The following is a 21,635-nucleotide window of genomic DNA, read 5'->3' on the forward strand; positions in this document are numbered from 1 at the left end:
CCATCCTGGTGGTCATCCCCGCCCGCGGTGGGTCGTCGCGGCTGCCGATGAAGCCGTTGCGGACGATCGCCGGGCTCAGCCTGCTGCATCGGACGATCGGGCTCGGTCGCCGCGCGATCGCACAGCTCGACGATGCCACGCTGGTCGTTGCGACGGACACGCCGGAAATTGCAGCGCATGCCCGCGCAATCGGATGTGAGGCGATCATGACGCGGCGGGCGATCACGTCGGGGTCTGGGCGTGCGCTAGCCGCGGCGATGGCGACGAAGACGCAGAGCGGCCTATCGCCGAGGATCGTCGTCAATCTCCAGGGTGACGCACCGTTCCAGTCGCCTGCTGCGGTCGCGGCCGTGACGGCGGCACTGTCGGTCGGAACCGCGGATATCGCGACGTCGGTGGTACGGCTCGACTGGTCGGCGCTCGACGCGCTGCGCCTGCACAAGCGAACCGCACCGTTTAGTGGCACCACGTGCGTGCGCACCACCGCGGGGCGGGCGCTGTGGTTCTCGAAGCAGATCCTGCCGGCGATCCGCGACGAAGCCACCGTGCGGGCGCTATCGATGACGCTGTCGCCGGTATGGCGGCATGTCGGGCTCTATGCATACCGGCTGGCCGCGTTGCAGGCGTTCGAAGCGTCTGCGCAGACCGAACTCGAGCGCCATGAGGGGCTCGAGCAGCTTCGCCTGTTCGAGCTCGGCCTGACGATCGATGCGGTCGAGATCGCGCCGGCACGGTTCGACATTTCGGGGATCGATACGGAGGCGGACATCGCCCGGGCCGAGGCGTTGATCGCGGCGCATGGCGATCCGCTGGACGATCCATGATCGCGCGCGTGTTCGTCGTCCGCCACGGCAATACCTTCGGGACGGATGATGCGCCGCGCCGGATCGGCGGCCGCACCGATCTGCCGCTGGTCGTCACCGGCCGTGAACAGGCGCGCGCGCTGGGTCATGACTTTGCGCGGCGCGGCATCGTCTTCGATCGCGTCGTCTGCGGTCCGTTGCGTCGCACCCGACAGACGGCCCAGATCCTGCTGGCGGCGGCAGGGCAGGACCGCGCGGTGACGATTGCCGAATGGCTGCGGGAGATCGACCACGGGCCCGACGAGGATCGCTGCGAAACCGCCGTGCTCGCGCGCGTCGGGCAACCCGCGCTCGATGCCTGGAACACGGATGCAGTCGCACCCGATGGGTGGCAGGTCGATGCCGATGCGCGTCGGAGTGCCTGGCGCGGTGCACTGGCCGCCGCTGCCGGTACGCTGCTGGTGGTCACGAGCAGCGGACATGCCCGCTTCGCCTTGCCCGGCGTGACGAGGTTGCGCACCGGCGCCTACGGGATGATCGCCGTGGGCGCGAACGCGCCGCCCCTGGCGGTGAGTTGGGACGTGCGTCCGTGACCCGCCGGACTTAGCCGGGGTATCGCTGCCGGAATCGCCGTTCCGTCCCAACCGTGCCGCAACGGCCATTGTCCCCGACGCGCAGTTTCTGGCACGTCGAGGGAAGTCGCTGCAAACGGGCGGCGCTTACGCCTTCACCACCTCGTCGATCGCGACCAGCTTCGCCAACAGCGGCGCGATCCAGTCGAGTGGCAACATGATCGCCCCGTCGGAAGGCGCGTTGGCGGGATCGTCATGCGCTTCGGCGAACACCGCGGCGACCCCCGCCGCGACCGCTGCACGCGCCAGCACCGGCGCGAAGTCGCGGTCGCCACCCGAGGAGTCGCCGTGACCGCCCGGCGCCTGCACCGAATGCGTCGCGTCGAACATCACCGGATAGCCGGTGCGCGCCATGATCGGCAGCGCGCGCATGTCCGATACGAGCGTGTTGTAGCCGAAGCTCGCGCCGCGATCGCACAGGATGATGCCCTCGTTCCCCGTCGACGCGATCTTCGCCGCGACCGCCGTCATATCCCAGGGTGCGAGGAACTGGCCCTTCTTGACGTTGACCACGCGTCCCGATCGCCCTGCGGCGAGCAGCAGGTCGGTCTGCCGACTGAGAAACGCGGGGATCTGCACGATGTCGACCGCGTCCGCGACCGCGGCGACCTGGTCGACCGCGTGCACGTCGGTGAGCACCGGACAGCCGAACGAGTCGCGAACGTCGGCGAGGATCCGCAGGCCTTCGTCGAGGCCGATGCCGCGCTGGCCCGTGCCGGAGGTCCGGTTTGCCTTGTCGTAGGAGGCCTTGAACACGAACGGTACGCCGGCGGCGCGTGTCGCAGCGACTAGATAGGCGGCCAGCCGCAGGCTATGGTCGCGGGTTTCGATCTGGCATGGCCCACTGACGAAGACGAACGGCAGGTCGGAGGCGAACGTCACCGCGCCGACGGTCACGCGCCGGATAGGCGACGGCGCAAGCGTCATGACTGCGCCTTGACGAAACGCCGCACCATCTGACCTCGCCAAAGCCAGTACCCCGGGTGATAATTGAAGAAAAACCAACCGAAACCGCGACATGCCAGCAGTGCAGGGATCGCCATCGGATCGTTTTGATCGCGCATTCGGCGATAAAAGTCAGTATCTGCCGCGTATCGATCGGATTCACAGCCGCCACCGGCAATACCGTAGGCGTTATCGTGTAATTGACAGCCGCGATTGCGATTATATTTGCGGTGATCCAAGAGGTGGCAATAGTTGCGTTCAGGCGGTTTTTCGTCAGTCAGCATGCGGGAAGTAGGCGGCGATCGTGACGATATTCAAGCGCAAAGTCTTTTACGTCGGCGGCTTCGATCCCCGCGGCGTGCGTTTTTATTACAATCTCGCCAAGGAACAGCTTGGTCGCTATGCCGACAAGACCGGTGAGGCCGTGACCATGTCTAGCCGCCGCAACGCCTCGCCGATCCGCAGCGACTGGACGATCCGCAACGATACCGCTGACGCGACCACCGACTATAGCTTCCTGCGGTGGGAGGACATCGTCCAGCAGGCGTGGATCCGCAATCCGGTCCAGCTCGGCCTGCGCGCCGCCCGTGTCTATGCCGGGTATTTCCGCCTGTTCGATTTCGCCACCGTCAGGAAGCTCGCCACCGGCCCGCTGGTGACGATGCTCTATCCGCCGATCCTCAGCATCCTGCTGCCCTTGCTGCTCGCGCTGCCGGTGTTCCTGATCGCGCTGCTCTGGTTGCCGTGGTGGCTCGCGCTCGGCCTAGGCCTCGTCATCGGCGGCGCGGGCGCGATCCCGCTGCTCGACGCAATCCGCGCGCCGTGGCTGCTGAGGTTCGCCGTGTTCAACGGCGAGTTCGGCGACGGCGAGGGCAGCCCAGCGCTTCAGGCGCGGCTCGACGCGTTCGCCGACGAGATTGCGAAGGACCTGCACGGCGATCATGACGAGGTGCTGCTGGTCAGCCACAGCAACGGCTCGATCCTGGCGATGCTGCTGATGGCGCGACTGCTCGAGCGCTATGACGGCATTCTGCCGGCGAATTTCGTGCTCGTCACCTATGGCCACTGCATCCCGCTGGTCGCCTGCCGCCGCGACGCGGTGCGGTTTCACGCGCGGCTTCGGTATCTGTCGCGCCAGGATTTCCGCTGGATCGACATCGGCTCGCCGCCCGATGGCGCGGCGTTCTTCGGGGCGAACCCGCTGCTGCTGGTCGGCCCGTCGCCGCGCCCGCGGATCGAGCTGCTCAGTCCGCGCTTCCACCGGTTCTACGAGCCCGAAACCTATCACAAGGGCTGGCGCAACAAATACGAGATTCATTTCGACTATCTGCGCGTCGGCGACCGCGTAAGCCCGCTCGATCTGCCCAGCCTCACCGCTTCCGCGCGCGGCATCGAGGCCTCGGTCGCGGCGTTCCGGACGATCGCATGAGCGTCCGTTTCACGCCGCCCTATCCGCAGCCGCACGCCACCAGATCCTCGCTGTTCAAGCGGTTCCTGCGCGGCTGGAATTCGTGGATCCACGTGCTGTTCGACAAGAGCTACACGATGAAGATGGGCGAGATGCATCTGCCCGCGCTGTCGTTCTACATCGCCAACGAGCTGCCGCTGATCCGCCGCATCCTCGAGACCGATGCGGCAATATTTCCCAAGCACGCCTTTCTTAACGACCTGCTCGATCCGCTGATCGGCAATTCGGTGTTCTCGTCGAATGGGCAGGACTGGCGCGATCAGCGCGCGATGGTGAACCCCGCGTTCAGCCATACCGCGCTGAAGGGCGTGTTCCCGATGATGGCCGCCGCGGTCGACGATCTGCTCGCAACGATGCGCGGCCTCAACCTGGCGAAGCCGGTGGCGATCGATCCGCTGGCGACGCACATCGCCGCCGACGTGATCTTCCGCACGATGTTCTCGCAGCCACTCGATGCCGCCGGCGCGCGCGAAATCTTCGAGACGTTCCACGAGTATCAGAAACAGGCGCAGCGCCATTCGATGCTGCGGCTCTATCGCCTGCCGGGACTCGGCTATCTGGGTCGCGCGCGCCGCGCCGCCGCACGAATCCACGCGGTATTCGCGGGGATCGTCGCCGAGCGCTACGCGGCAACGCATGCGCGCGGCGAACGCGGCGCGGACATCCTCCAGTCGCTGATCGATGCGCGCCATCCGCGGACCGACGCGGCGTTCACCGAGCACGAGGTGATGGAGCAGGTTTCGACGATCTTCCTCGCCGGGCACGAGACTGCGGCGAGTGCGATCACCTGGGCGCTGTACCTGCTCGCGCGCGACCCGGCGTTGCAGGATGCGATCCGCGCGGAGGCGGGGGAGGGGCCGCTCACCTACGAGTCGCTCAAGGGCCTGAGCGTGACGCGCAACGTCTTCCGCGAGACGCTGCGGCTCTATCCCCCGCTGAGTTTCCTCGTGCGCAGCGTGACCTGCCCGGTCGACATGCGCGACAAGCATCTCGATCCTGGCGCGATGCTGGTCGTGTCGCCGTGGCTGGTCCAGCGCAACCGCGACAATTTCCCCGAGCCGCACGGCTTCGACCCCGATCGCTTCGACGATCCCGCACAGGCCGACGCGTGTCGCCATGCGTATCTCCCGTTCGGCAAGGGGCCGCGGGTGTGCATCGGCGCGGGGTTCGCGCAACAGGAGGCGTTGCTGACGCTGGCGGGGATCGTCCGCACGTTCAATCTCGCGACGATCCCCGGCGACGATCCCGAACCGATCTGCCGCCTGACGCTGCGCGCGGGCAACGGCGTCCGGCTGAGGCTGACGCTGCGCTAATGATCGTCCTTCCGCTCAGTCTGCCGCGATCGGGCCCTTGGGCGGATCGGGGCGGCGGGTGAACCAGACCAGCACGATCAGCGCGAGGCATAGCCAGGACGACAATCGGAACAGGTCGGTCGACGCGAGCAGATACGCCTGCCCGACGAGCTGGCGCGTGACGACGGCGGCGGATTGCACGTCGGTCAGCCCCATTCGCGCCAGCCCCTCGCGCGCCAGCTGATACGGCGAACCCGCGCCGACCGCCTCCGACAAGCGGCTCTGGTGGAGCGTCTCGCGGCGGTCCCATGCGGTGGTGATCAGCGACGCCGCGAAGCTGCCCGCGGTGATCCGGACGAAGTTCGAGATGCCGGTCGCCGATGGCAGCCGCTCGGCCGGGATGCGGTCAAACGAGATCGTCAGCATCGACAGGAAGAACGTGCTCATCGCGATCCCCTGCACCAGCATCGGCAGCATCAGATCGTAGAAGCTCGCATAGGTCGTGTAGCCCGAACGCAGGTAATAGGAGTAGCCGAACGCCGCGAACGCCACGCTGGCGAGGATGCGCGCGTCGAACTTGCCCGCGAGCTTGGCGACGAATGGCGTCAGGATCACCGCGACCGCACCGCTGGGGGCGGCAACCAGTCCGGCCCAGGTCGCGGTATAGCCCATCTGCGTCTGCAACCAGAGCGGCAGCAACAGCGTGTTGGCGAAGAACACCGCATAGCCGAGGCAGAACGCGGTCGTGCCGATCGCGAAATTGCGGTTCTTGAACAGCGTCAGGTTCACCGCCGGATTGGCGTCGGTCAGCTCCCAGATCAGCCAGCCGACGAAGCCGATCACGGCGACGATCGTGGCGATCACGATCCGGTCAGCGGCGAACCAGTCGTCGTTCTTGCCGAGATCGAGCACGATCTGGAGCGCACCGACCCACACCACCAGCAGGATCAGCCCGACCTGATCGATCGGCAGTTTCCGCGTCGGCGTGTCGCGTTTCCCCAGCTTGTTCCAGCAGATGAACGCGGTGAACACGCCGAACGGCACGTTGATCAGGAAGATCCAGCTCCAGTGATAATTGTCGGAGATGTAGCCCCCCAGAATCGGCCCCATGATCGGTGCGACCAGCGTCGTCATCGACCAGATCGCGAGGGCGGTGCCGCGTTTGTGTGCGGGGAAGATCGCGATCAGCAGCGCCTGGCTGCCGGGGATCATCGGCCCGGAGACGGCGCCTTGCAGAACGCGGAAACCGATCAGCGAGGGCAGGTCCCACGCGATCCCGCACAGGAACGACGCGATCGTGAAGAGCGCGACGGACACGCAGAATGTCCGCACCACGCCGAACCGGCCCATCAGCCAGCCGGTGAGCGGCACTGCGACGCCGTTGGCGACGGCAAACGCGGTCACGATCCAGGTCGAGTTGTCGCTCGACACGCCGAGGTTGCCGGCGATCGTCGGCAGCGAGACGTTGGCGATCGTGGTGTCGAGCACCTGCATGAACGTGCCGAGCGCGAGCGCGAACGCGGTGAGCGCGAGCGATCCGCCGAGGAGCGGGGCAGGGCCGGTGGTGGAGGGGGCGGCCATTATGCGACGTTCCGGTGAGGGCAGAGCACCCCGCCACGGCCACCACCCTGACCAGAGGCACCACCCCGGCGGAGGCCGGGGCCCAGTTGGGGAACGTTGCTGATGATCGACGGCGTGCCGTTACGACCACCTCTCCAACTGGGCCCCGGCCTCCGCCGGGGTGGTGTGGTATGTATGCGGGTGGTCAGCAACAAGACTGTTTCCCCGCGAAGGCGGGGACCCAGACTGGGCTCCCGCCTTCGCGGGAGAACAATGAGGAAGGGACCCATCCCAAGTGATGGCCACCGCCCAAGCATCACCGGTTCGCCGCAATGATCTGCCGGATCCTCGCCTCGACCGCAGCATCTCCCGCGCCCGTCGCCAGCCCCTTATACGCCGCCACGGCAGGCCGCCCGACCATCGTCCCCGACTTGTCCGCCGTCGCGACGATCGCATTCACCGACAGCCCGACCCGCAACGGGTTCCGCCGCAGCTCCCCCTTGTCGAGCGCGATCCGCACCGGCACGCGCTGGGTGATCTTGATCCAGTTGCCGCTGGCATTCTGCGGCGGCAGCAGCGCGAACGCATTGCCGCTGCCCGCGCCCAGCCCGACGACGTGGCCATGATAGACCAGGTCGTCGCCGTACATATCCGCGGTCACCGTCGCCGGCTGGCCGATGCGCAAGTCGCGCAACTGCGTCTCGCGGAAGTTCGCATCGACCCACACCCGGTCGAGCGGCACCACCGCCATCAACGGCATCCCCGCCGACACCTGCTGCCCGAGCTGCACGGTCCGCTGCGCCACTACCCCGTCGATCGGCGCGACCACGTGCATGTGGCTCCGCGTGATCGCCGCGCGGCGATAGGCCGCGATCGCCGCCATCACCGCCGGGTTGTTCGACACGGTGGTGCCGGCAACGCCGCTACGCGACTGCGCCTGCTGGCTACGCGCGAGTTGCAGCGTCGCGCTCGCCACCTTCACCTGATCCGCCGCATGGCTCAGTTCCTCACCCGAGATCGCGCCCTCGGCCGCCGCGCCACGCCGTCGCGCGAGGTCGTTCCGCGCCCGCGCCAGCTCGGCTTCCGCCTGCACGACCGCGGCCCCGGTCTCGTTCACCTTCGAAAAATCCGACCGGGTGGATCGCACCGCCCGCGCCAATTCCGCCTCGGCCGAGGCGACACCGACATCCGCGGTCGCCGCATCGAGATCGATCAGCGGCTGGCCTGCCTTCACCACCTGCGTGTTGTCGGCGTGGATCGCGGTTACCTGCCCCGGATCGCGTGCGGTGACCGAGACGACGTCGCCCGCGACATACGCGTCGTCGGTCTCCTGCTCGGGCGCGGCGAGCAGGAAATGGAACACCGCCCATACGATCGCGCCGATCAGCACGACCACGCCGAGGATCGTCAGCGCACGCTTGCGGCCCTGCGGATTGCCCGCAGGCGCAACAGGCTCGGCAGCGGGGGAAGTCTGCGTATCGGTCATCGTGTCACACCCTGAAAATCGAAACCACCACCCAGCGCCAGCACCAGCTGGACGCGCTGTTGCGCGGAATTTGCGGCAAGATCGGCATCGGCCTGTTCGGCGGCGAGCAACCGCACATCGTTGTCGACCAGATCGAGCCGGCTATCGAGCCCGCTCGACACACGGATCGCATTCAACCGCCCGGTCTCGGCATAGCCGCGCACCACCTCGCGTTGCCGCTGTCGGTCGGCATCCAGCGCACCGATCCGCGCGACCGCATCCGCCGCCTCGCGCACCGCACCGATCACGCGGTCGTTGTAATCCGCAGTCGCCAGATCAAGCGCCGCGGTCGCCCCCGCCAAGTCCGCCTTTAACCGGCCGCTATCGAAGATCGGCAAGTGGATCGCCGGCCCGACGCCGACCGTCCCGGCATCGAGCGACACCAGATTGCCAAGCCCGATCGCCTGGAACCCCGCCATCGCCGCCAGATTCACGTTCGGATAAAAGGCGCGCCGTGCCACCTGACGTCCCGCCGCCGCCGCCTCGATCCGCGCCTGCGCCGCCGCGATATCGGCCCGCCGTGCGAGCAGATCGGCGGGTACCGACGCAGGCAACGGCAATACCGCATCGAGCTTCAATGCGGTCGCACCAATCGTCGCCGGATAGTCCACCCCGCGCCCGGCGAGTGCCGCCAGCGCGTTCTTCGCCAGCACCTGCGCCGCCTGCGCGCGCACCAGGGCCTGTCGCGCCTGCGCCAGCAACGTCGTCGCCGCCTGCGCATCCAGCTTGCTGCCGAGCTGGTTGCGAATCCGCACGTTGACCAGCCGCAGCGTGTTCTCGCGCGTCGCGATCGTCCGCGTCGCGATCCCGGCCTGCGCCTCGGCGCGTTCGAGGTCGATATAGGTCTGCACCACCGCCCCCGATAGCGCCAACCGCGCCGCCGCGACGTCAAGCGCCGCCGCCCTGACCGACGCACGTGCGCCAACGATCGCTGCCTTTTGCCGCCCGAACAGATCGAGGTTCCACGACAGGTTCGCCGCGACGGTCCCGACGAACCGCGTCGACCCCGCATAGGGCGGCGGGATCGTGTAGCGCCCACTCAGCCGCGCATATTGTTCCTGCGCGTCGAGCGTCACGTTCGGTCCGTTCTCCGCGCGGTTCGTCGACAAGACCGCCTGCGCCTGCGCGACCCGTGCGAGAGCGGCATCGAGCGACGGATTGCCCGCTACCGCATCGGTCACCAGCCGGTCGAGTTGGCGGTCGCCGAACCCGCGCCACCAATCGGCGGCGATGACCGGTGTGGCGGTGTTCGCGGCTGCGTCCGACAGCCCAAGCGACGGCCCGGCAAGCGGCGTAACCGCGGTTTGCGACTCCGGGATCGCACATCCCGCCAGCGATCCCGCCAGCGTGGTGGCCAGCAACAGCCTCGTTCGGGTCATGCTTCACGGTCCTCGATCGCCGCGGACTCGAGCGTCCCGCGCAGTTTCTGCATCAGCCCAATCATCGTTTCGACCTCGCTGCGATCCCAGTCCACCAACACGCGGTTCCAATAGGCTACCGCCCGATCGCGACAGTCCAGCGTCACGGCCGTCCCTTCCGGGGTCAGCATCAAATTCACGACGCGACGATCGTCGGTCGCTCGTGTGCGGGTGACCCAACCCTGCTGCTCCAGCGTATCGACCAGCCGGGTCGTCGCACCCCGATCGTGGGCCAGATCGCGCGCCAGATCCGCGCAAGTGTTCGCGCGACCGAACCAGATCGACACCATTGCCGACCATTGCGTCACGCTCGGTCCCGCGCCAGCGAACAGCGGCTCGAGCGCACCCTGCACTCCTTGATTGATACGCCGCGCGAGGAAGCCCAGCGAGCAATCGGGACCGAACCCCTCTGTCGTATAAAAATCCATGTAGTTGCCTTGGCAACCATTGCCGATGCAGTCAATCCACGTTGCCCAATACGGTAAGGATCACACCCTTGCACGTCCTTCCGCCCCGGCTATGGTACGGCAACGTTGCTGCCCGTTCCGGCAACCGTCTCACCGGCCTGATCGGGCACGCGGGGAGAGTAAGGCCTCGGTATCGGTGGGCGCCGCAGGGTGACCAGCCGTCGATCGCGAGCCCGACCCGCTCATCACCCGCACCACGAAGAGGCAATCCGTCCTATGACCGTGGAGAGTATGTTCATCGATTCCGGCGTGGTGGTTGCCGGCAAACTCGTTCTTGCCGGATGGACGGTGGCGGATGGCGATCCGGTCGCGATCCGCCTGGAGACGGCTGACGGTCGCGTCGGCGAGGCGGCGGTCGAATGCTGCGTAAGGTTCGACCGTGCCGACGTCGCCGCGATGTACGGCCGTCAATCGATCGACGTCGGCTATGTGATCGGCGTCGCGATCGAGCCGTTTGCCGGGCTGGACCTGTTCGAGTCGCGCCTTACGCTGACGGTGCTCGGCGCCGCCGGCAACACGGTCCATAGCCAGCCGTTCGCCGTGGCCAAGCTGGTGGTGGGGCCGGACGGTGTGGCGGCCGACCAGCGCTGGCCGATCGAACTGATCGTCGACCATGGGTTGTTTGCGCCTGAGATCGCGCGCGCGGTGCGATGGGGGGTGAATGGCGGTGCCGCGGTCGAAACCGCGCAGGTCTTCCTGGATAGCTGGGCACCGGTCGGCAACGGATTGATCCTCAGTGGCTGGATCGAGAATGCGGGAGCCCGACAGGTCGTGATCCTGACCGATACGCTCGATGCCGTGCGGGTCTCGGCCGACCTGGCAATTTTCGACAGGCCCGATGTCGCCGAGGCAATGCAACGCCGCGGGAGCGTGGTCGAGACGACACACCACGGGTTCCTGACGACGATGCCCTTGGTCGATCGTGCGACGCGGCGGCTGTTCGTGCTGGCCGATCGCGGCGGCACGGCAACGCCGCTCGGCGCGCTCGCGCTGCGCGACGATCGGGTGGACAGCGTGGAGAACGCGCTGAACAATTTTGCGACCTATTTCGGTGGCACCGCGCTGCCCGCACCGGCGACGATGCTGCGCCATGCCGGACCGTTGCTGACCGCGCGGTCTGCCCATGCCGTCACGCACGAGGTGATACGGCTGTACGAAGTGTCGGAGCCGCCACGGCTGTCGGTCATCATCCCGCTATACGCTCGGCCGTTCCTGCTGCGCGCGATCCTCGCCAACCAGTCCGCGTATCCCGCAGGCACCGAGTTCATCTACGTCAGCGACGATCCGCGCCAGCACCTGTTCGTCCGCAACTATTTGCAGGATCGACGCAGCCTGATCGACCGGCCCACGACCCTGGTGATCAACGGCGGCAATTACGGATTTTCGGTCGCGAACGCGATCGGGGTTAGCGTTTCACGCGCGCCGCTACTGCTGTTCCAGAACTCCGATGTGTGGATCGAGGACGGGCAAGCGCTGACGGTGGCGGCCGCCGATCTGGATCAGGGTCGGTTCGGGATCGTCGGATTTCGGCTGCTGTACGAGGACGATACGCTGCAACATGACGGTATGGTCCTGCGCAGGGGCCGCCATGTCCACGACCTGTTCGCCGCCGAGCATCCGGGCAAGGGACTGCCTCCCGTACCGGTCGATCCGGATGAGCCCATGACGATCGCGGTGCCAGCGGTCACCGGGGCGATGATGATGATCGCACGCGACTGGTACGAGACGCTGGGCGGGTTCGATCCGGGCTATGTCCGCGGCGATTTCGAGGATGCCGATCTGTGCATGCGCTCGGTCGCAGGCGGTCGCCCGATCGGTCTGGTCCGGAGCGGCGGGATGCGGCATCTCGAACGTCAATCGCTCGTCCTCAGCGGCGGCGAGGCATTGCGCAGCGCGATCACCTATCTCAACTGCATCCGCTTCAACACGCGCTGGCAGCAGGAACTGGCGGCGTGACTATGCGGGTCCTGATCCTAGCGCATGGCCATCCGGCCTTCTCGACCGGCGGCGGCGAGCAGGCGGCGCATGCCCTCTATGCGCGGCTGCTCGGTCGCGACGACATTGCCCCGGTACTGGTCGCACGCGCGCCGCGAAGCGCGATCGGCCATGACGCGTCGTTCGGCGCATTCGGCGCGAGCCCCACCGAAATCCTCGCCGATCCGCCTGGCCAGGAGCATTTCTCGCTCGAGAGCACGCATTTCACCGTGCTGGAGGCGATGGTCGGACAGCTTCTAGAGCGGTTCCAACCCGACATCGTTCATATCGAGCATCTGGCGTATTGGAGCGTGGATGTCGTCGAGCTGCTCGCCCGCGCGCGCGTCCCGGTCGTGATGACGCTGCACGAGTTCCTGCTGATCTGTCACAATGACGGGCAGATGATCAAGACCGATGGCCGGCTCTGTCGCGACGAATCCCCCGCTGCGTGCGCCGCCTGTTTTCCGCATTACAGCGCGGGTGAATTCTATCTCCGCAAGGCGATGATCCTCCAGCGGCTCGCGCCCATTGCGCGGTTCGTGTCGCCGAGTGCGTTTCTCGCCGACCGGTTCGTCGACTGGGGTCTCGATCGCGCGCGGATTACGGTAATCGACAACCCGCTGTCGCCCGATCTGATCGCGCAAGGGGCGGCGGCCGATCCTGGGCGATCGAACGACGACGTGACGCGGATCGGCTTTTTCGGGCAGATCAATCCCTACAAAGGACTCGACGTGCTGCTCGAGGCCGTGTCGCAGTTTCCGCCGGCGTTGCGCGGAACGCTCGCGGTCGGCATCCACGGCGCCAACCTCGATATCCAGGGCGATGATTTCCGGACGCAGATCGCTGCGTTGCTCGACGCCAACGCCGACGTCGTGATCAACAAGGGACGCTACGCCAACACCGACGTCGTCGCGTTGATGCGCCAGTATGACTGGATCGTCGTGCCCTCGATCTGGTGGGAGAACTCCCCCGTCGTCATCCAAGAGGCGCTGATCGCGGGTAGGCCGATCCTGTGCAGCGCAATCGGCGGCATGGCGGAAAAGGTCGCGGGCGACGAGGTCGGCATCACCTTCCAGCCCGGCAACGCGTTCGATCTCGCGCGCACGCTCGTCGATATCGTCGAAGGCCGGATCGTCGCGCCCGACATGGCGGCGGCATATGCGGTCGAAGCGGAAGAGGCGCGGGTGACGCAGTATGTTTTGGTGTTCGCGACCACGCTCGATCCCAGGCGCGCGCTGGCGGAGTAAGGGCAGGGGCGGGATCGCTCCAAACCTGAGTGTCGCGCCACCTCACGATCCTCCCCCGCCAGGGGGAGGTGGCTGGCGCCTGCCAGACGGAGGGGGCGGAAGGCGACATCCGCTGTTGCGTGTCCTCCCCCTCCGTCACCTTCGGTGCCACCTCCCCCTGGCGGGGGAGGATTGAATTCCGCTCGCCCGGACACGCAAAAAGGGCCGGGATTGCTCCCGGCCCTTTTCTGTCTCTAAGCGGCAGGACGGGAGTAAATCCCGTCCCCGTCGGTCGCGGTTACCCGCGCCGGCCGTGCTTTCGCCGTCTCGTGGCTAGCTTGCGCTAGCCACGTGCGGCTCAGGCGCCAGCAACCTCGGTCGTGTCGACCTTGATGCCCGCACCCATGGTCGACGAGATCGCGACCTTCTGGACGTACTTGCCCTTGGCGCCGGTCGGCTTGGCCTTGACCACCGCGTCGACCAGTGCGTCGAAGTTCGCGCGTAGGTCTTCTGCCGGGAACGACGCCTTGCCGATGCCCGAGTGGATGATGCCGGCCTTCTCGACGCGGTATTCGATCTGGCCGCCCTTGGCTGCCTGAACGGCTGCCGCGACGTTCATCGTCACCGTGCCGAGCTTCGGGTTCGGCATCAGGCCCTTGGGACCCAGCACCTTACCGAGGCGACCGACGATGCCCATCATGTCCGGGGTCGCGATGCAGCGATCGAAATCGATCGTGCCACCCTGGATGATTTCCATCAGGTCTTCTGCGCCGACGACGTCTGCGCCTGCTGCGAGAGCCTCTTCAGCCTTCGCGCCGCGGGCGAACACGCCGACGCGGACGGTCTTGCCGGTGCCCTTGGGCAGCGTGACGACGCCGCGGACCATCTGGTCTGCGTGGCGCGGATCGACGCCCAGGTTCAGCGCGACTTCGATCGTCTCGTCGAACTTCGACGTGGCGCCCGACCGTGCGAGACCGATGGCCTCGTCGATGCCGTGCAGCTTGACGAGGTCGACCGTGACGGCCTTCTGCTTCTTGCTCAGCTTAGCCATGATCTCAGCCCTCCACCACTTCGAGGCCCATTGCGCGGGCGCTGCCTTCGATGATCTTCGTCGCAGCGTCGATATCGTTGGCGTTGAGGTCCTTCATCTTCGTCGTGGCGATCTCGCTCAGCTGGCTGCGCTTGATCGTGCCGGCGACGACCTTGCCCGGCTCCTTCGAACCCGACTTGAGACCAGCGGCCTCCTTGATCAGGTACGAGGCTGGCGGCGTCTTGGTCTCGAACGAGAACGAGCGATCCGCATAGACCGTGATGACGGTCGGGATCGGCATGCCCTTCTTCAGTTCGCTCGTGCCGGCGTTGAACGCCTTGCAGAACTCCATGATGTTCACGCCGCGCTGACCCAGCGCAGGCCCGATCGGCGGCGCGGGCTTTGCCTCGCCTGCAGGCACCTGCAGCTTGATGTATCCAGTAATCTTTTTAGCCATGTCACTCTCTTTATGTGAGCCTAGCGGTATTGGCGGCTACCTCTCGGCAACCTCCCGCAATTCCAACAGTGAAGGTGGAAGCCGGCGCGCATACCCCAAAACCCGCAAAGCGGCAACACCTGCCCTACCTTACTTCTCCTCCGCGCCTCCGCGCCTCCGCGCGAACCCCGAATCTTCTGCTCTTCGCGCCTTTGCGTGAACAGATCCGGCAGAGTGACACCCGATCCCCACACCCGTCTCCCAAATTAAATCTGTAGCGAAACCGTCACCCGACTGTCGCGACGCGCCCATAGGTGCCGCCTCGGGAGTGACGATCGATCGATCTCGCTAGGGGTTTTCAAGAATGACGATGTTTTCTCGTACCGCCGCACGGCTGTTGTGCGGCGCTGTCGGTGTTGCCGTACTCGGCATATCGCCCGCCAATGCGCAGTCGCTGGTCGCCAAGCACGCCGAGCCGGGTTCAACCGTTCCCGCACCGGCGCCGGAGCCCGACCAGGCGACCACCTCCGCCGGCCAGGACGATACGATCGTCGTCACCGGCACCGCCACCCGCTCGGTCGCGCAGATCAGCGGCGTCGACATGCAGAAGATCCTCCCCGGCGTCAGCCCGCTAAAGGCGCTCCAGACATTGCCCGGCGTCACCTTCCTGACCGCCGATCCGTGGGGCAACAACGAGCAGAACATCTCGCTGTTCGTCCACGGCTTCAACGCGCAGCAGCTCGGCTACACGCTCGACGGCCTGCCGCTCGGCGACCAGAATTACGGCAATTACAACGGCCTGTCGCCGCAGCGTGCGATCATTTCGGAGAACGTCTCGCGCGTCACGCTGGCCAGCGGCGCGGGCGATCTCGGCACCGCGTCGACCAGCAACCTCGGCGGCACGATCGACACCTTCTCGAGCGACCCGCGCAAGGAGATGGGCGTCCAGGTCGACCAGACGCTCGGCAGCCACTCGACCTCGCGGCTGTTCGCCCGCGTCGACAGCGGGACCTTCGGCAACGGCAACAGCTTCTACATCTCGGGCTCGCGCCAGAAGGCGAAGGCGTGGGACTTCGATGGCATCCAGGGCGGCTATCAGGCCAATGCGAAGTTCGTCCACGACGATTCGAATGGCAAGCTGACGGTCTACGCGGCCTATTCGGACAAGACCGAGCCGAACGAGGACTCGACCGTCATCACCACCGCGACGCAAGGGACCGCGCCGTACGTCCGCCCGTTCATGTTCCCCAATTTCCAGGGTATGCTCAACTATCTGAACTCGGGCGCGTACAAGGCCGACGGGTCGAACTACCGCAACTATTACGGCGTCGCTGCGCGCACCGATTATCTCGGCTATATCAAATACGACTGGAACGTCAGCGACCGCGTGACCTTCTCGAACCAGGCCTATTATCATCATAATGACGGCGTCGGCATCATCGGCGGCCCGATCGACGTCGCCGGCCTGCCCAAGCTGTTCTCGTTCTACTACCCCGGCCAGAACCTCACGACCGTCTTCGGCGGCTCGGGGCTGGCGACGCGCACCACCGAATACCGCATCGCCCGCGGTGGTCTCGTCTCCACCGTCGGCATCGATCTCGGCGCGCATCACATCGAGTTCGGCGCCTGGTACGAGCATCAGAGCTCGTCCGCCTATCGCCGCTGGTATCCCTTCCCGGTCAACGATCCGACCACGCCCTACCAGCGCCCGCGCGACAATCTGACCCCGTTGATCACGCAATATCACAGCGAAGTCCGCGTCGACGAATATCAGGCGCACATCCAGGACAGCTGGAAGGTTTTCCCGAGCCTGACGATCCAGGGCGGCGTCAAGAGCACGTTCCAGAACGCGTCGCAGCGCGTGCCCGTGCAGCCGATCCCGGGCTCGTTCACCGGCTCGGTCGCGCTGCCGGTCGGCAAGATCGACACGCACAAATACTTCCTGCCGCAGCTGGGCGGACTGTGGGACGCGACCGACAACGAGCAGGTGTTCGTCAACGTCCAGAAGAACATCCGCCAGTTCCAGACCAGTGCCGCCGCCGGGCTGTCGCCCTTCGCACTCGGCAGCCAGGCCGCGTTCGACCTGTTCAAGCAGGACGTCGAGCCCGAAACCAGCTGGACCTACGAGGGCGGCATCCGCTCGCATCACGCGCTGAACCTCGGCCCGATCACCGCGTTCGAGGGCCAGGTCAGCGTCTATCACGTCGACTTCAGCAACCGCCTGCTCGGCATCAGCCCGAACCCGGTGGTCACCGCGGTGGTCAGCGGCGCGGCGATCCTCCAGAACGTCGGCGCGGTGAAGACCGACGGCATCGACATCGCCGGCACGCTCCGCTTCGGCCCGCATTTCTCGTTCTACGACGCGCTGTCGTACAACAATTCGCGCTACGAGGAGAATTACGTCAGCGGCACGACCACCGTCGCCACCGCGGGCAAGAAGGTGCCGGGCAGCCCCGACTGGCTCAACAAGTTCGTCGCCTCAGCCAATTACGGCATCTTCGACGCGCAACTGGTCGGCGACTACATCGGCAAGCGGTTCGCGACCTACACCAACGACCTGTCGGTCGCGTCCTACTTCACGCTGTCCGGCCGGATCGCCGCGCGCGTGCCGCTGTCGGAAGGGCAGATCGTCAAGACCGCGACGGTCAGCCTCAACGTGACGAACATCACCAACAAGCGCGCCGCCTCGACGCTCAGCATCGGCGCCGCGAGCGGGACCTTCAACCAGTTCCCGGTCGCCCCCCGCCAGGTGTTCGGCACGATCAGCGTCGGCTTCTAAGCGCAGGCCTTGATCCTCCCCCGCCAGGGGGGGGGCACCGAAGGTGACGGAGGGGGAGGGCACGGAACAAAGGTTTCGCCGACCGCCCCCGCCGTCCGGCAAGCGCCAGCCACCTCCCCCAGGCGGGGGAGGATTCGAAAGCGTCACCGCAGCCGCACCGGATCGATCACCCCATGCCGGATGCGCACCCGGCATGCGGTACGTGACATGCACCGGCCAGTCGCGTGTCTGGATCACCGCCTGCTACGCACAACCGTCTGGCATAGGTCCGCTCTCCAGCATCAGCACGGTGCACCACCACACCCCACGACCACCGGCTTCGCCCCGAACCATGGCCACCTCGCCTAATCCTGCGAACGATGGCCTACATCGCCCGCGCCATTCTCCAACCGCTCTCGAGCCACTCGGCGCCCGACGCTCCGACGCGCTTGCAATGTAGGATTTCGAGGCAGACCCCCGTGGGATGCCACGCCCGCCCACCCCCGGCCAGTTCACCCGCCGCCAGGCCGCGCAGAACGCCGCGTTCCTCGCCGCGCTCCGCCGCACCGGCAACGCTCGCGAAGCCGCCCGCGCGCTCGGCTATAACCGCTCCACCTTCACCGAGCGCCGCGCCGCCCACCCCGCCTTCGCCGCAAAATGGGACGCCGCCCTAGCGTTCGCCTCCGCCGCCCTAAATCTCCCCTCCCGCCTACGGGAGGGGTCGGGGGAGGAGAGTGCCAAGAACGCCGACCTCCCAACCGGAACCCCCACCACGACAAGAACCGCCAACGGCCGCCTCCAACTCCGCCGCCCGCCCGCCAACCGCCTCGACCACGCCGCCGAGCAAGCCTTCCTCACAGCGCTCTCCGCCACCGCCAACATCCGCCTCTCGGCCGCCGCCGCCGGCTTCAGCCACTCCGCCTTCTACGCCCGCCGCAAAGCCAGCCCCGCCTTCGCCCGCGAGATGCGCCTCGCGCTGGCGGCAGGCTACCAAACCGTCGAGTCCGCGCTGATCGCCGGCTCGCTACCCGGCGCGCACGACCACGACGAATGGCGCCACAACGATCCCCCACCGATCCCGCCGATGACCGCCAACCAGGCGCTGCAACTCCTCCACCTCCACGCCAAGACGGTCCACCTCCAGGAGGAACCGCCCCACATCAAGCGCCGCCGCGGAGAATCGAGCGAAGCCCACAGCTACCGCCTGACGGCAATGTACGAAGCCCGCCAAGCCCGCGACCGCGAAGCCTTCGACCTCGCCGAAGCCGCCCGCAACGAACGCGGCGAACCGACTCTGATGAACCCGTATCCGACGCCGAGGGCGGTACGCCTGCCGGCGCTCGATCAGGTCACCGGCTGGAGCAAGGCCGACCCGACGAAGGTAGCGCATGATCCGGATGTTGCGCTGTTCGGCGGCTGGCGATTGAAAGACCGGACCTCGTAAAAACATCGAAATCCGTTCCAATAATTTCTTCAAAGCTTGGCGGATTTCGGTCTAGCATCCGCCCAATCGGATGGGGGCATCCGACGATATGGGGGGATCATGCTCAAATCATGCCGTGCGTCGCTTGCGGCGCTCACCTTGCTGCTGGCCGCGGCGTCGCCAGTTCACGCTCAGGAGAAGACGGGGCTCAAGCCCGGCTTCGTTCTCAAACCCGGCACGGCCCGGATCGTCCTGATGCGACCGTCGATCAAGGTCGGCGCGCAGTCGACCGGGGGGATGTTCGAGCCCAATGCGGACTGGACCGATCAGGCGAAGGAAAACCTCGCCGCGGCGCTTTCGAAGGCGCACACCGGGCTCGGCAACAGCGTCGTCGCCTATGCCGAGCCGATCGGCGGCAATCCTGCCAAGGTGGCGGAGTATCAGGAGCTGTTCGGCGCGGTCGCGTCGTCGGTGATCGAGTACCAGTTCTTCCGCGGCAATCGCCTGCCGACCAAGAAGCGCAAGGACCAGTTCGAATGGAGTCTCGGCCCCGATGTCCGTACGCTGCCCGGCCTCGACAAGGCGGACTATGCGCTATTTATCACCACGGAGGATCATTTCGGTTCGACCGGACGAAAGGTGTTGCAGCTGTTTGCAGCGATGGCCAACGTCGGCGTCACCGCGGGCGTACACAAGGGGTTCGCCGGGCTCGTCGACCTGCGCACCGGTGAGCTAGTCTGGCTGAACGCGGACATGCAGATGGGCGGCGACGTTCGCGACGCGCCGGGCGCCGACAAGCGCGTTCGGCAGTTGCTCGAGGGTTTTCCCGGCAAGCCGGTTGAAATTGCCTCTGCTACCGCAACTGCTCCTGCCGCAACGCCAACGCACTGAGATGCGGTGTTCGATGATCGGACTTCTGCTCGCCGGCGTGATGGCAACCGGCGCGGCTGCGGCGGACAAGCGCCTGCCACTGCCGACCTACGGTCAGGCCTATACGCCGACGACGGTCGACGAGCGGGGTATCTGGATGGAAGCCGACGAGGACGAGCGGAGGCTACGCGATTCTCCCTCGGTGATCCGCGATCCGGCACTCAACGCCTATGTTCGCGGCGTATTATGCCGCACCGTCGGCGAGGATCGCTGCAAGTCCGTCCGCATCTATATCGAGCAGGTGCCGGCCTTCAACGCGTCGATGAGCCCCAACGGAACGATGGTGGTGTGGACAGGGCTGTTGCTGCGCGTTCGCAACGAGGCCGAACTGGGATCGATCCTGGGTCACGAGTTCGGCCATTTCGAACTGCGCCATTCATTGAAGGATTATAAGAACCGTCGTCGCGGATCCGACCTGATGGCATGGGCTTCGGTCCTGCTGCGCAACAGCGGTGACATCCGCTACAGCACGGTCGGGCAGTTCTACGCGTTCGATCGCCAGCAGGAGCAGGACGCTGACATGATCGGCTTCCAATATCTCGCGCGGTCGCGCTATCCCTCGTCGGCGTCGGCGGATGTCTGGGATCATATAATGAGCGAAGCCGATGCGACCGCGATCGGTCGTAAGGGTAGGGCGCAGCACAAATACGTCGCAGGCTTCTTCGCGACCCATCCAACCAATCTGGCGCGCGCCACCTATCTCCGCGCGGCATCGATTGAGGCGGCCGATGTAAAGCCGGCATTGGCTGACGCGCATCATGACGCGATGACATCATGGCTACCGGTGTTTCTGAACGACCAGATCAAGCTCAACGATTTCGGCGGGAGCGAATATGTCCTCGCCAATCTCGCGGAAAGCGGGGGCTGGACGACGCCACTGCTAATCGCGCGCGGCGATCTTTACCGCGAGCGCGGCAACCCGCGCGATCTCGTCAGCGCGGCGCAATTCTACCAGGAGGCGATCGCCAGGGGCGACGCGCCACCTGAGGCGTATCGCGGCCTCGGCCTGTCGCTCCTGCGCAGTCAGCAGGTCGCCGATGGCTCGGCGGCGCTCACCACCTATCTCCGCCTCAAGCCCGCCACCACCGACGCTGCGCTCATCGCCACTCTCGTTTCGCAATAGGGATGATCATGTCCAATCACCTGCCGATATTCGCAGCCGTCGCCATAGTCGCCATCGCCGCGCCGGTCGCGGCGGGCAACAAGCTCATCCCCGCCGGCCAACGGATCGTCGTCGCCAAGTCGGCGATGACCGTCATGCCCGGCGTCGAATGGAACAAGCTCGCCGAGCGTCCCGGTCGCAATTCGGAAAGCTGGACGCAGGACGGTGACGAGCTCAACGAACTGACCTTCTATGGCGGCATCGAGTCCGGCAAACCGTTGTTCCGCGAGGTCGACAAGAAGAACCAGCCGCTCCCCAAGGTGTCGGCGACGATGCTGATCACTGACATTCCGGTGCTGCTCGAGAACAGCTACCGGATCGCGCTGAGCGCCGCGTCAGTGAAGATCGACGGGATCGAGCCTATTGCGTTCGCCGGCACCAAGGGTGTCCGCTTCACCTACCATTTCTCGAAGCAGAACGAGACGTTGCAACGGCGTGGCGAGGCGCGGGGTGCGATGGTCGGCGGCAAACTGTATATGGTGACGTACGAGGCGCCGAGCCTATATTATTATGATCGTAGCGCGGCGGCCGCTCAGGCGGTGGCGGATAGCGTGCGGCTTTGAGGCGCGCCGATTAACACCGTCAT

19 protein-coding genes are annotated in these 21,635 nt (G+C 66.2%); 11 read left to right on the forward strand and 8 right to left on the reverse strand.

The window, feature by feature from the left end:
- Positions 1-8 precede the first annotated feature (8 nt).
- Positions 9-824 (forward strand): 3-deoxy-manno-octulosonate cytidylyltransferase, encoded by an 816-nt coding sequence (kdsB, locus tag C8J46_RS16435; protein ID WP_132741478.1) that lies wholly within the window; start codon positions 9-11, stop codon positions 822-824.
- Positions 821-1,396 (forward strand): histidine phosphatase family protein, encoded by a 576-nt coding sequence (locus C8J46_RS16440; RefSeq protein WP_132741480.1) that lies wholly within the window; start codon positions 821-823, stop codon positions 1,394-1,396. The genes kdsB and C8J46_RS16440 overlap by 4 nt, the downstream gene beginning before the upstream one ends.
- Positions 1,397-1,522: 126 nt before the next feature.
- Here the strand turns inward: C8J46_RS16440 and kdsA are convergent, their stop codons facing one another.
- A complete protein-coding gene (kdsA, locus tag C8J46_RS16445; protein ID WP_132741482.1) occupies positions 1,523-2,362 on the reverse strand; it encodes a 3-deoxy-8-phosphooctulonate synthase in 840 nt (279 codons plus the stop codon).
- The gene (locus C8J46_RS16450; RefSeq protein WP_132741484.1) at positions 2,359-2,664 is read right to left on the reverse strand and encodes a hypothetical protein; all 306 of its coding nucleotides are present in this window, start codon (positions 2,662-2,664) and stop codon (positions 2,359-2,361) included. Before C8J46_RS16450 ends, kdsA begins: the two co-directional genes overlap by 4 nt.
- Positions 2,665-2,684: 20 nt before the next feature.
- Between C8J46_RS16450 and C8J46_RS16455 the strand changes: the two genes are divergently transcribed.
- Together C8J46_RS16455 and C8J46_RS16460 are read left to right on the forward strand one after the other, a co-directional pair.
- Positions 2,685-3,809, forward strand: coding sequence for a histidine phosphatase family protein (locus C8J46_RS16455; RefSeq protein WP_132741486.1), 1,125 nt, complete (start codon positions 2,685-2,687; stop codon positions 3,807-3,809).
- The gene (locus C8J46_RS16460) at positions 3,806-5,161 is read left to right on the forward strand and encodes a cytochrome P450 (RefSeq protein WP_132741488.1); all 1,356 of its coding nucleotides are present in this window, start codon (positions 3,806-3,808) and stop codon (positions 5,159-5,161) included. The genes C8J46_RS16455 and C8J46_RS16460 overlap by 4 nt, the downstream gene beginning before the upstream one ends.
- A 15-nt stretch (positions 5,162-5,176) precedes the next feature.
- Here C8J46_RS16460 and C8J46_RS16465 read toward each other — a convergent pair whose 3' ends face one another.
- From C8J46_RS16465 to C8J46_RS16480, 4 genes are all read right to left on the reverse strand, one after another.
- Complete coding sequence (locus tag C8J46_RS16465) at positions 5,177-6,721, reverse strand: DHA2 family efflux MFS transporter permease subunit (protein WP_132741490.1); 1,545 nt, start codon at positions 6,719-6,721, stop codon at positions 5,177-5,179.
- 295 nt (positions 6,722-7,016) lie between these two features.
- On the reverse strand, positions 7,017-8,186 hold the full coding sequence (locus C8J46_RS16470) for an efflux RND transporter periplasmic adaptor subunit (protein WP_132741492.1): 1,170 nt from the start codon (positions 8,184-8,186) through the stop codon (positions 7,017-7,019).
- A complete protein-coding gene (locus tag C8J46_RS16475) occupies positions 8,183-9,604 on the reverse strand; it encodes an efflux transporter outer membrane subunit (RefSeq protein ID WP_132741494.1) in 1,422 nt (473 codons plus the stop codon). The genes C8J46_RS16470 and C8J46_RS16475 overlap by 4 nt, the downstream gene beginning before the upstream one ends.
- Entirely contained in the window at positions 9,601-10,071 is a 471-nt protein-coding gene (locus C8J46_RS16480) for a MarR family transcriptional regulator (protein ID WP_132741496.1), read from the reverse strand. The genes C8J46_RS16475 and C8J46_RS16480 overlap by 4 nt, the downstream gene beginning before the upstream one ends.
- Positions 10,072-10,341: 270 nt before the next feature.
- Between C8J46_RS16480 and C8J46_RS16485 the strand changes: the two genes are divergently transcribed.
- Together C8J46_RS16485 and C8J46_RS16490 are read left to right on the forward strand one after the other, a co-directional pair.
- A complete protein-coding gene (locus tag C8J46_RS16485; RefSeq protein WP_165886598.1) occupies positions 10,342-12,066 on the forward strand; it encodes a glycosyltransferase in 1,725 nt (574 codons plus the stop codon).
- 2 nt (positions 12,067-12,068) lie between these two features.
- Positions 12,069-13,331 carry a glycosyltransferase family 4 protein gene (locus C8J46_RS16490; protein WP_243643471.1) on the forward strand — a complete coding sequence of 421 codons (1,263 nt, stop codon included), beginning with the start codon at positions 12,069-12,071 and terminating at the stop codon, positions 13,329-13,331.
- Between the two features lie 337 nt (positions 13,332-13,668).
- On the opposite strand, the gene rplA is transcribed toward C8J46_RS16490, so the two are convergent.
- Together rplA and rplK are read right to left on the reverse strand one after the other, a co-directional pair.
- Entirely contained in the window at positions 13,669-14,361 is a 693-nt protein-coding gene (rplA, locus tag C8J46_RS16495) for a 50S ribosomal protein L1 (RefSeq protein ID WP_056047582.1), read from the reverse strand.
- A gap of 4 nt (positions 14,362-14,365) precedes the next feature.
- Entirely contained in the window at positions 14,366-14,797 is a 432-nt protein-coding gene (gene rplK, locus C8J46_RS16500) for a 50S ribosomal protein L11 (protein ID WP_056047586.1), read from the reverse strand.
- A gap of 343 nt (positions 14,798-15,140) precedes the next feature.
- Between rplK and C8J46_RS16505 the strand changes: the two genes are divergently transcribed.
- The 5 genes from C8J46_RS16505 (at position 15,141) to C8J46_RS16525 (ending at position 21,612) form a co-directional block, all read left to right on the forward strand.
- The gene (locus C8J46_RS16505; RefSeq protein WP_243643456.1) at positions 15,141-17,555 is read left to right on the forward strand and encodes a TonB-dependent receptor plug domain-containing protein; all 2,415 of its coding nucleotides are present in this window, start codon (positions 15,141-15,143) and stop codon (positions 17,553-17,555) included.
- A 463-nt stretch (positions 17,556-18,018) separates the two neighbouring features.
- Positions 18,019-18,978 carry a hypothetical protein gene (locus C8J46_RS16510; protein WP_132741502.1) on the forward strand — a complete coding sequence of 320 codons (960 nt, stop codon included), beginning with the start codon at positions 18,019-18,021 and terminating at the stop codon, positions 18,976-18,978.
- Positions 18,979-19,077: 99 nt separating this feature from the next.
- Complete coding sequence (locus C8J46_RS16515) at positions 19,078-19,848, forward strand: hypothetical protein (protein WP_132741504.1); 771 nt, start codon at positions 19,078-19,080, stop codon at positions 19,846-19,848.
- Positions 19,849-19,861: 13 nt separating this feature from the next.
- Positions 19,862-21,010: a M48 family metallopeptidase gene (locus C8J46_RS16520; protein WP_132741506.1), complete on the forward strand. Its 1,149-nt coding sequence runs from the start codon at positions 19,862-19,864 to the stop codon at positions 21,008-21,010.
- 8 nt (positions 21,011-21,018) lie between these two features.
- Positions 21,019-21,612, forward strand: coding sequence for a hypothetical protein (locus C8J46_RS16525; protein ID WP_132741508.1), 594 nt, complete (start codon positions 21,019-21,021; stop codon positions 21,610-21,612).
- The last annotated feature ends 23 nt before the right edge of the window (positions 21,613-21,635 follow it).

The sequence above is a fragment of the Sphingomonas sp. PP-F2F-A104-K0414 genome (assembly GCF_004340945.1).
GTDB lineage: Bacteria > Pseudomonadota > Alphaproteobacteria > Sphingomonadales > Sphingomonadaceae > Sphingomonas.

Excerpts from the sequence above, each read along its gene's own strand:
- C8J46_RS16470 (WP_132741492.1), bottom strand. The coding sequence starts at position 8,186 with ATGACCGATACGCAGACTTCCCCCGCTGCCGAGCCTGTTGCGCCTGCG.
- C8J46_RS16480 (WP_132741496.1), bottom strand. The coding sequence starts at position 10,071 with ATGGATTTTTATACGACAGAGGGGTTCGGTCCCGATTGCTCGCTGGGC.
- C8J46_RS16450 (WP_132741484.1), bottom strand. The coding sequence starts at position 2,664 with ATGCTGACTGACGAAAAACCGCCTGAACGCAACTATTGCCACCTCTTG.
- kdsA (WP_132741482.1), bottom strand. The coding sequence starts at position 2,362 with ATGACGCTTGCGCCGTCGCCTATCCGGCGCGTGACCGTCGGCGCGGTG.
- C8J46_RS16525 (WP_132741508.1), top strand. The coding sequence starts at position 21,019 with ATGTCCAATCACCTGCCGATATTCGCAGCCGTCGCCATAGTCGCCATC.
- C8J46_RS16515 (WP_132741504.1), top strand. The coding sequence starts at position 19,078 with ATGCTCAAATCATGCCGTGCGTCGCTTGCGGCGCTCACCTTGCTGCTG.
- C8J46_RS16440 (WP_132741480.1), top strand. The coding sequence starts at position 821 with ATGATCGCGCGCGTGTTCGTCGTCCGCCACGGCAATACCTTCGGGACG.
- C8J46_RS16465 (WP_132741490.1), bottom strand. The coding sequence starts at position 6,721 with ATGGCCGCCCCCTCCACCACCGGCCCTGCCCCGCTCCTCGGCGGATCG.
- C8J46_RS16505 (WP_243643456.1), top strand. The coding sequence starts at position 15,141 with ATGACGATGTTTTCTCGTACCGCCGCACGGCTGTTGTGCGGCGCTGTC.
- C8J46_RS16460 (WP_132741488.1), top strand. The coding sequence starts at position 3,806 with ATGAGCGTCCGTTTCACGCCGCCCTATCCGCAGCCGCACGCCACCAGA.
- rplA (WP_056047582.1), bottom strand. The coding sequence starts at position 14,361 with ATGGCTAAGCTGAGCAAGAAGCAGAAGGCCGTCACGGTCGACCTCGTC.
- rplK (WP_056047586.1), bottom strand. The coding sequence starts at position 14,797 with ATGGCTAAAAAGATTACTGGATACATCAAGCTGCAGGTGCCTGCAGGC.
- C8J46_RS16520 (WP_132741506.1), top strand. The coding sequence starts at position 19,862 with ATGATCGGACTTCTGCTCGCCGGCGTGATGGCAACCGGCGCGGCTGCG.
- C8J46_RS16490 (WP_243643471.1), top strand. The coding sequence starts at position 12,069 with ATGCGGGTCCTGATCCTAGCGCATGGCCATCCGGCCTTCTCGACCGGC.
- C8J46_RS16510 (WP_132741502.1), top strand. The coding sequence starts at position 18,019 with ATGCCACGCCCGCCCACCCCCGGCCAGTTCACCCGCCGCCAGGCCGCG.
- C8J46_RS16485 (WP_165886598.1), top strand. The coding sequence starts at position 10,342 with ATGTTCATCGATTCCGGCGTGGTGGTTGCCGGCAAACTCGTTCTTGCC.
- C8J46_RS16475 (WP_132741494.1), bottom strand. The coding sequence starts at position 9,604 with ATGACCCGAACGAGGCTGTTGCTGGCCACCACGCTGGCGGGATCGCTG.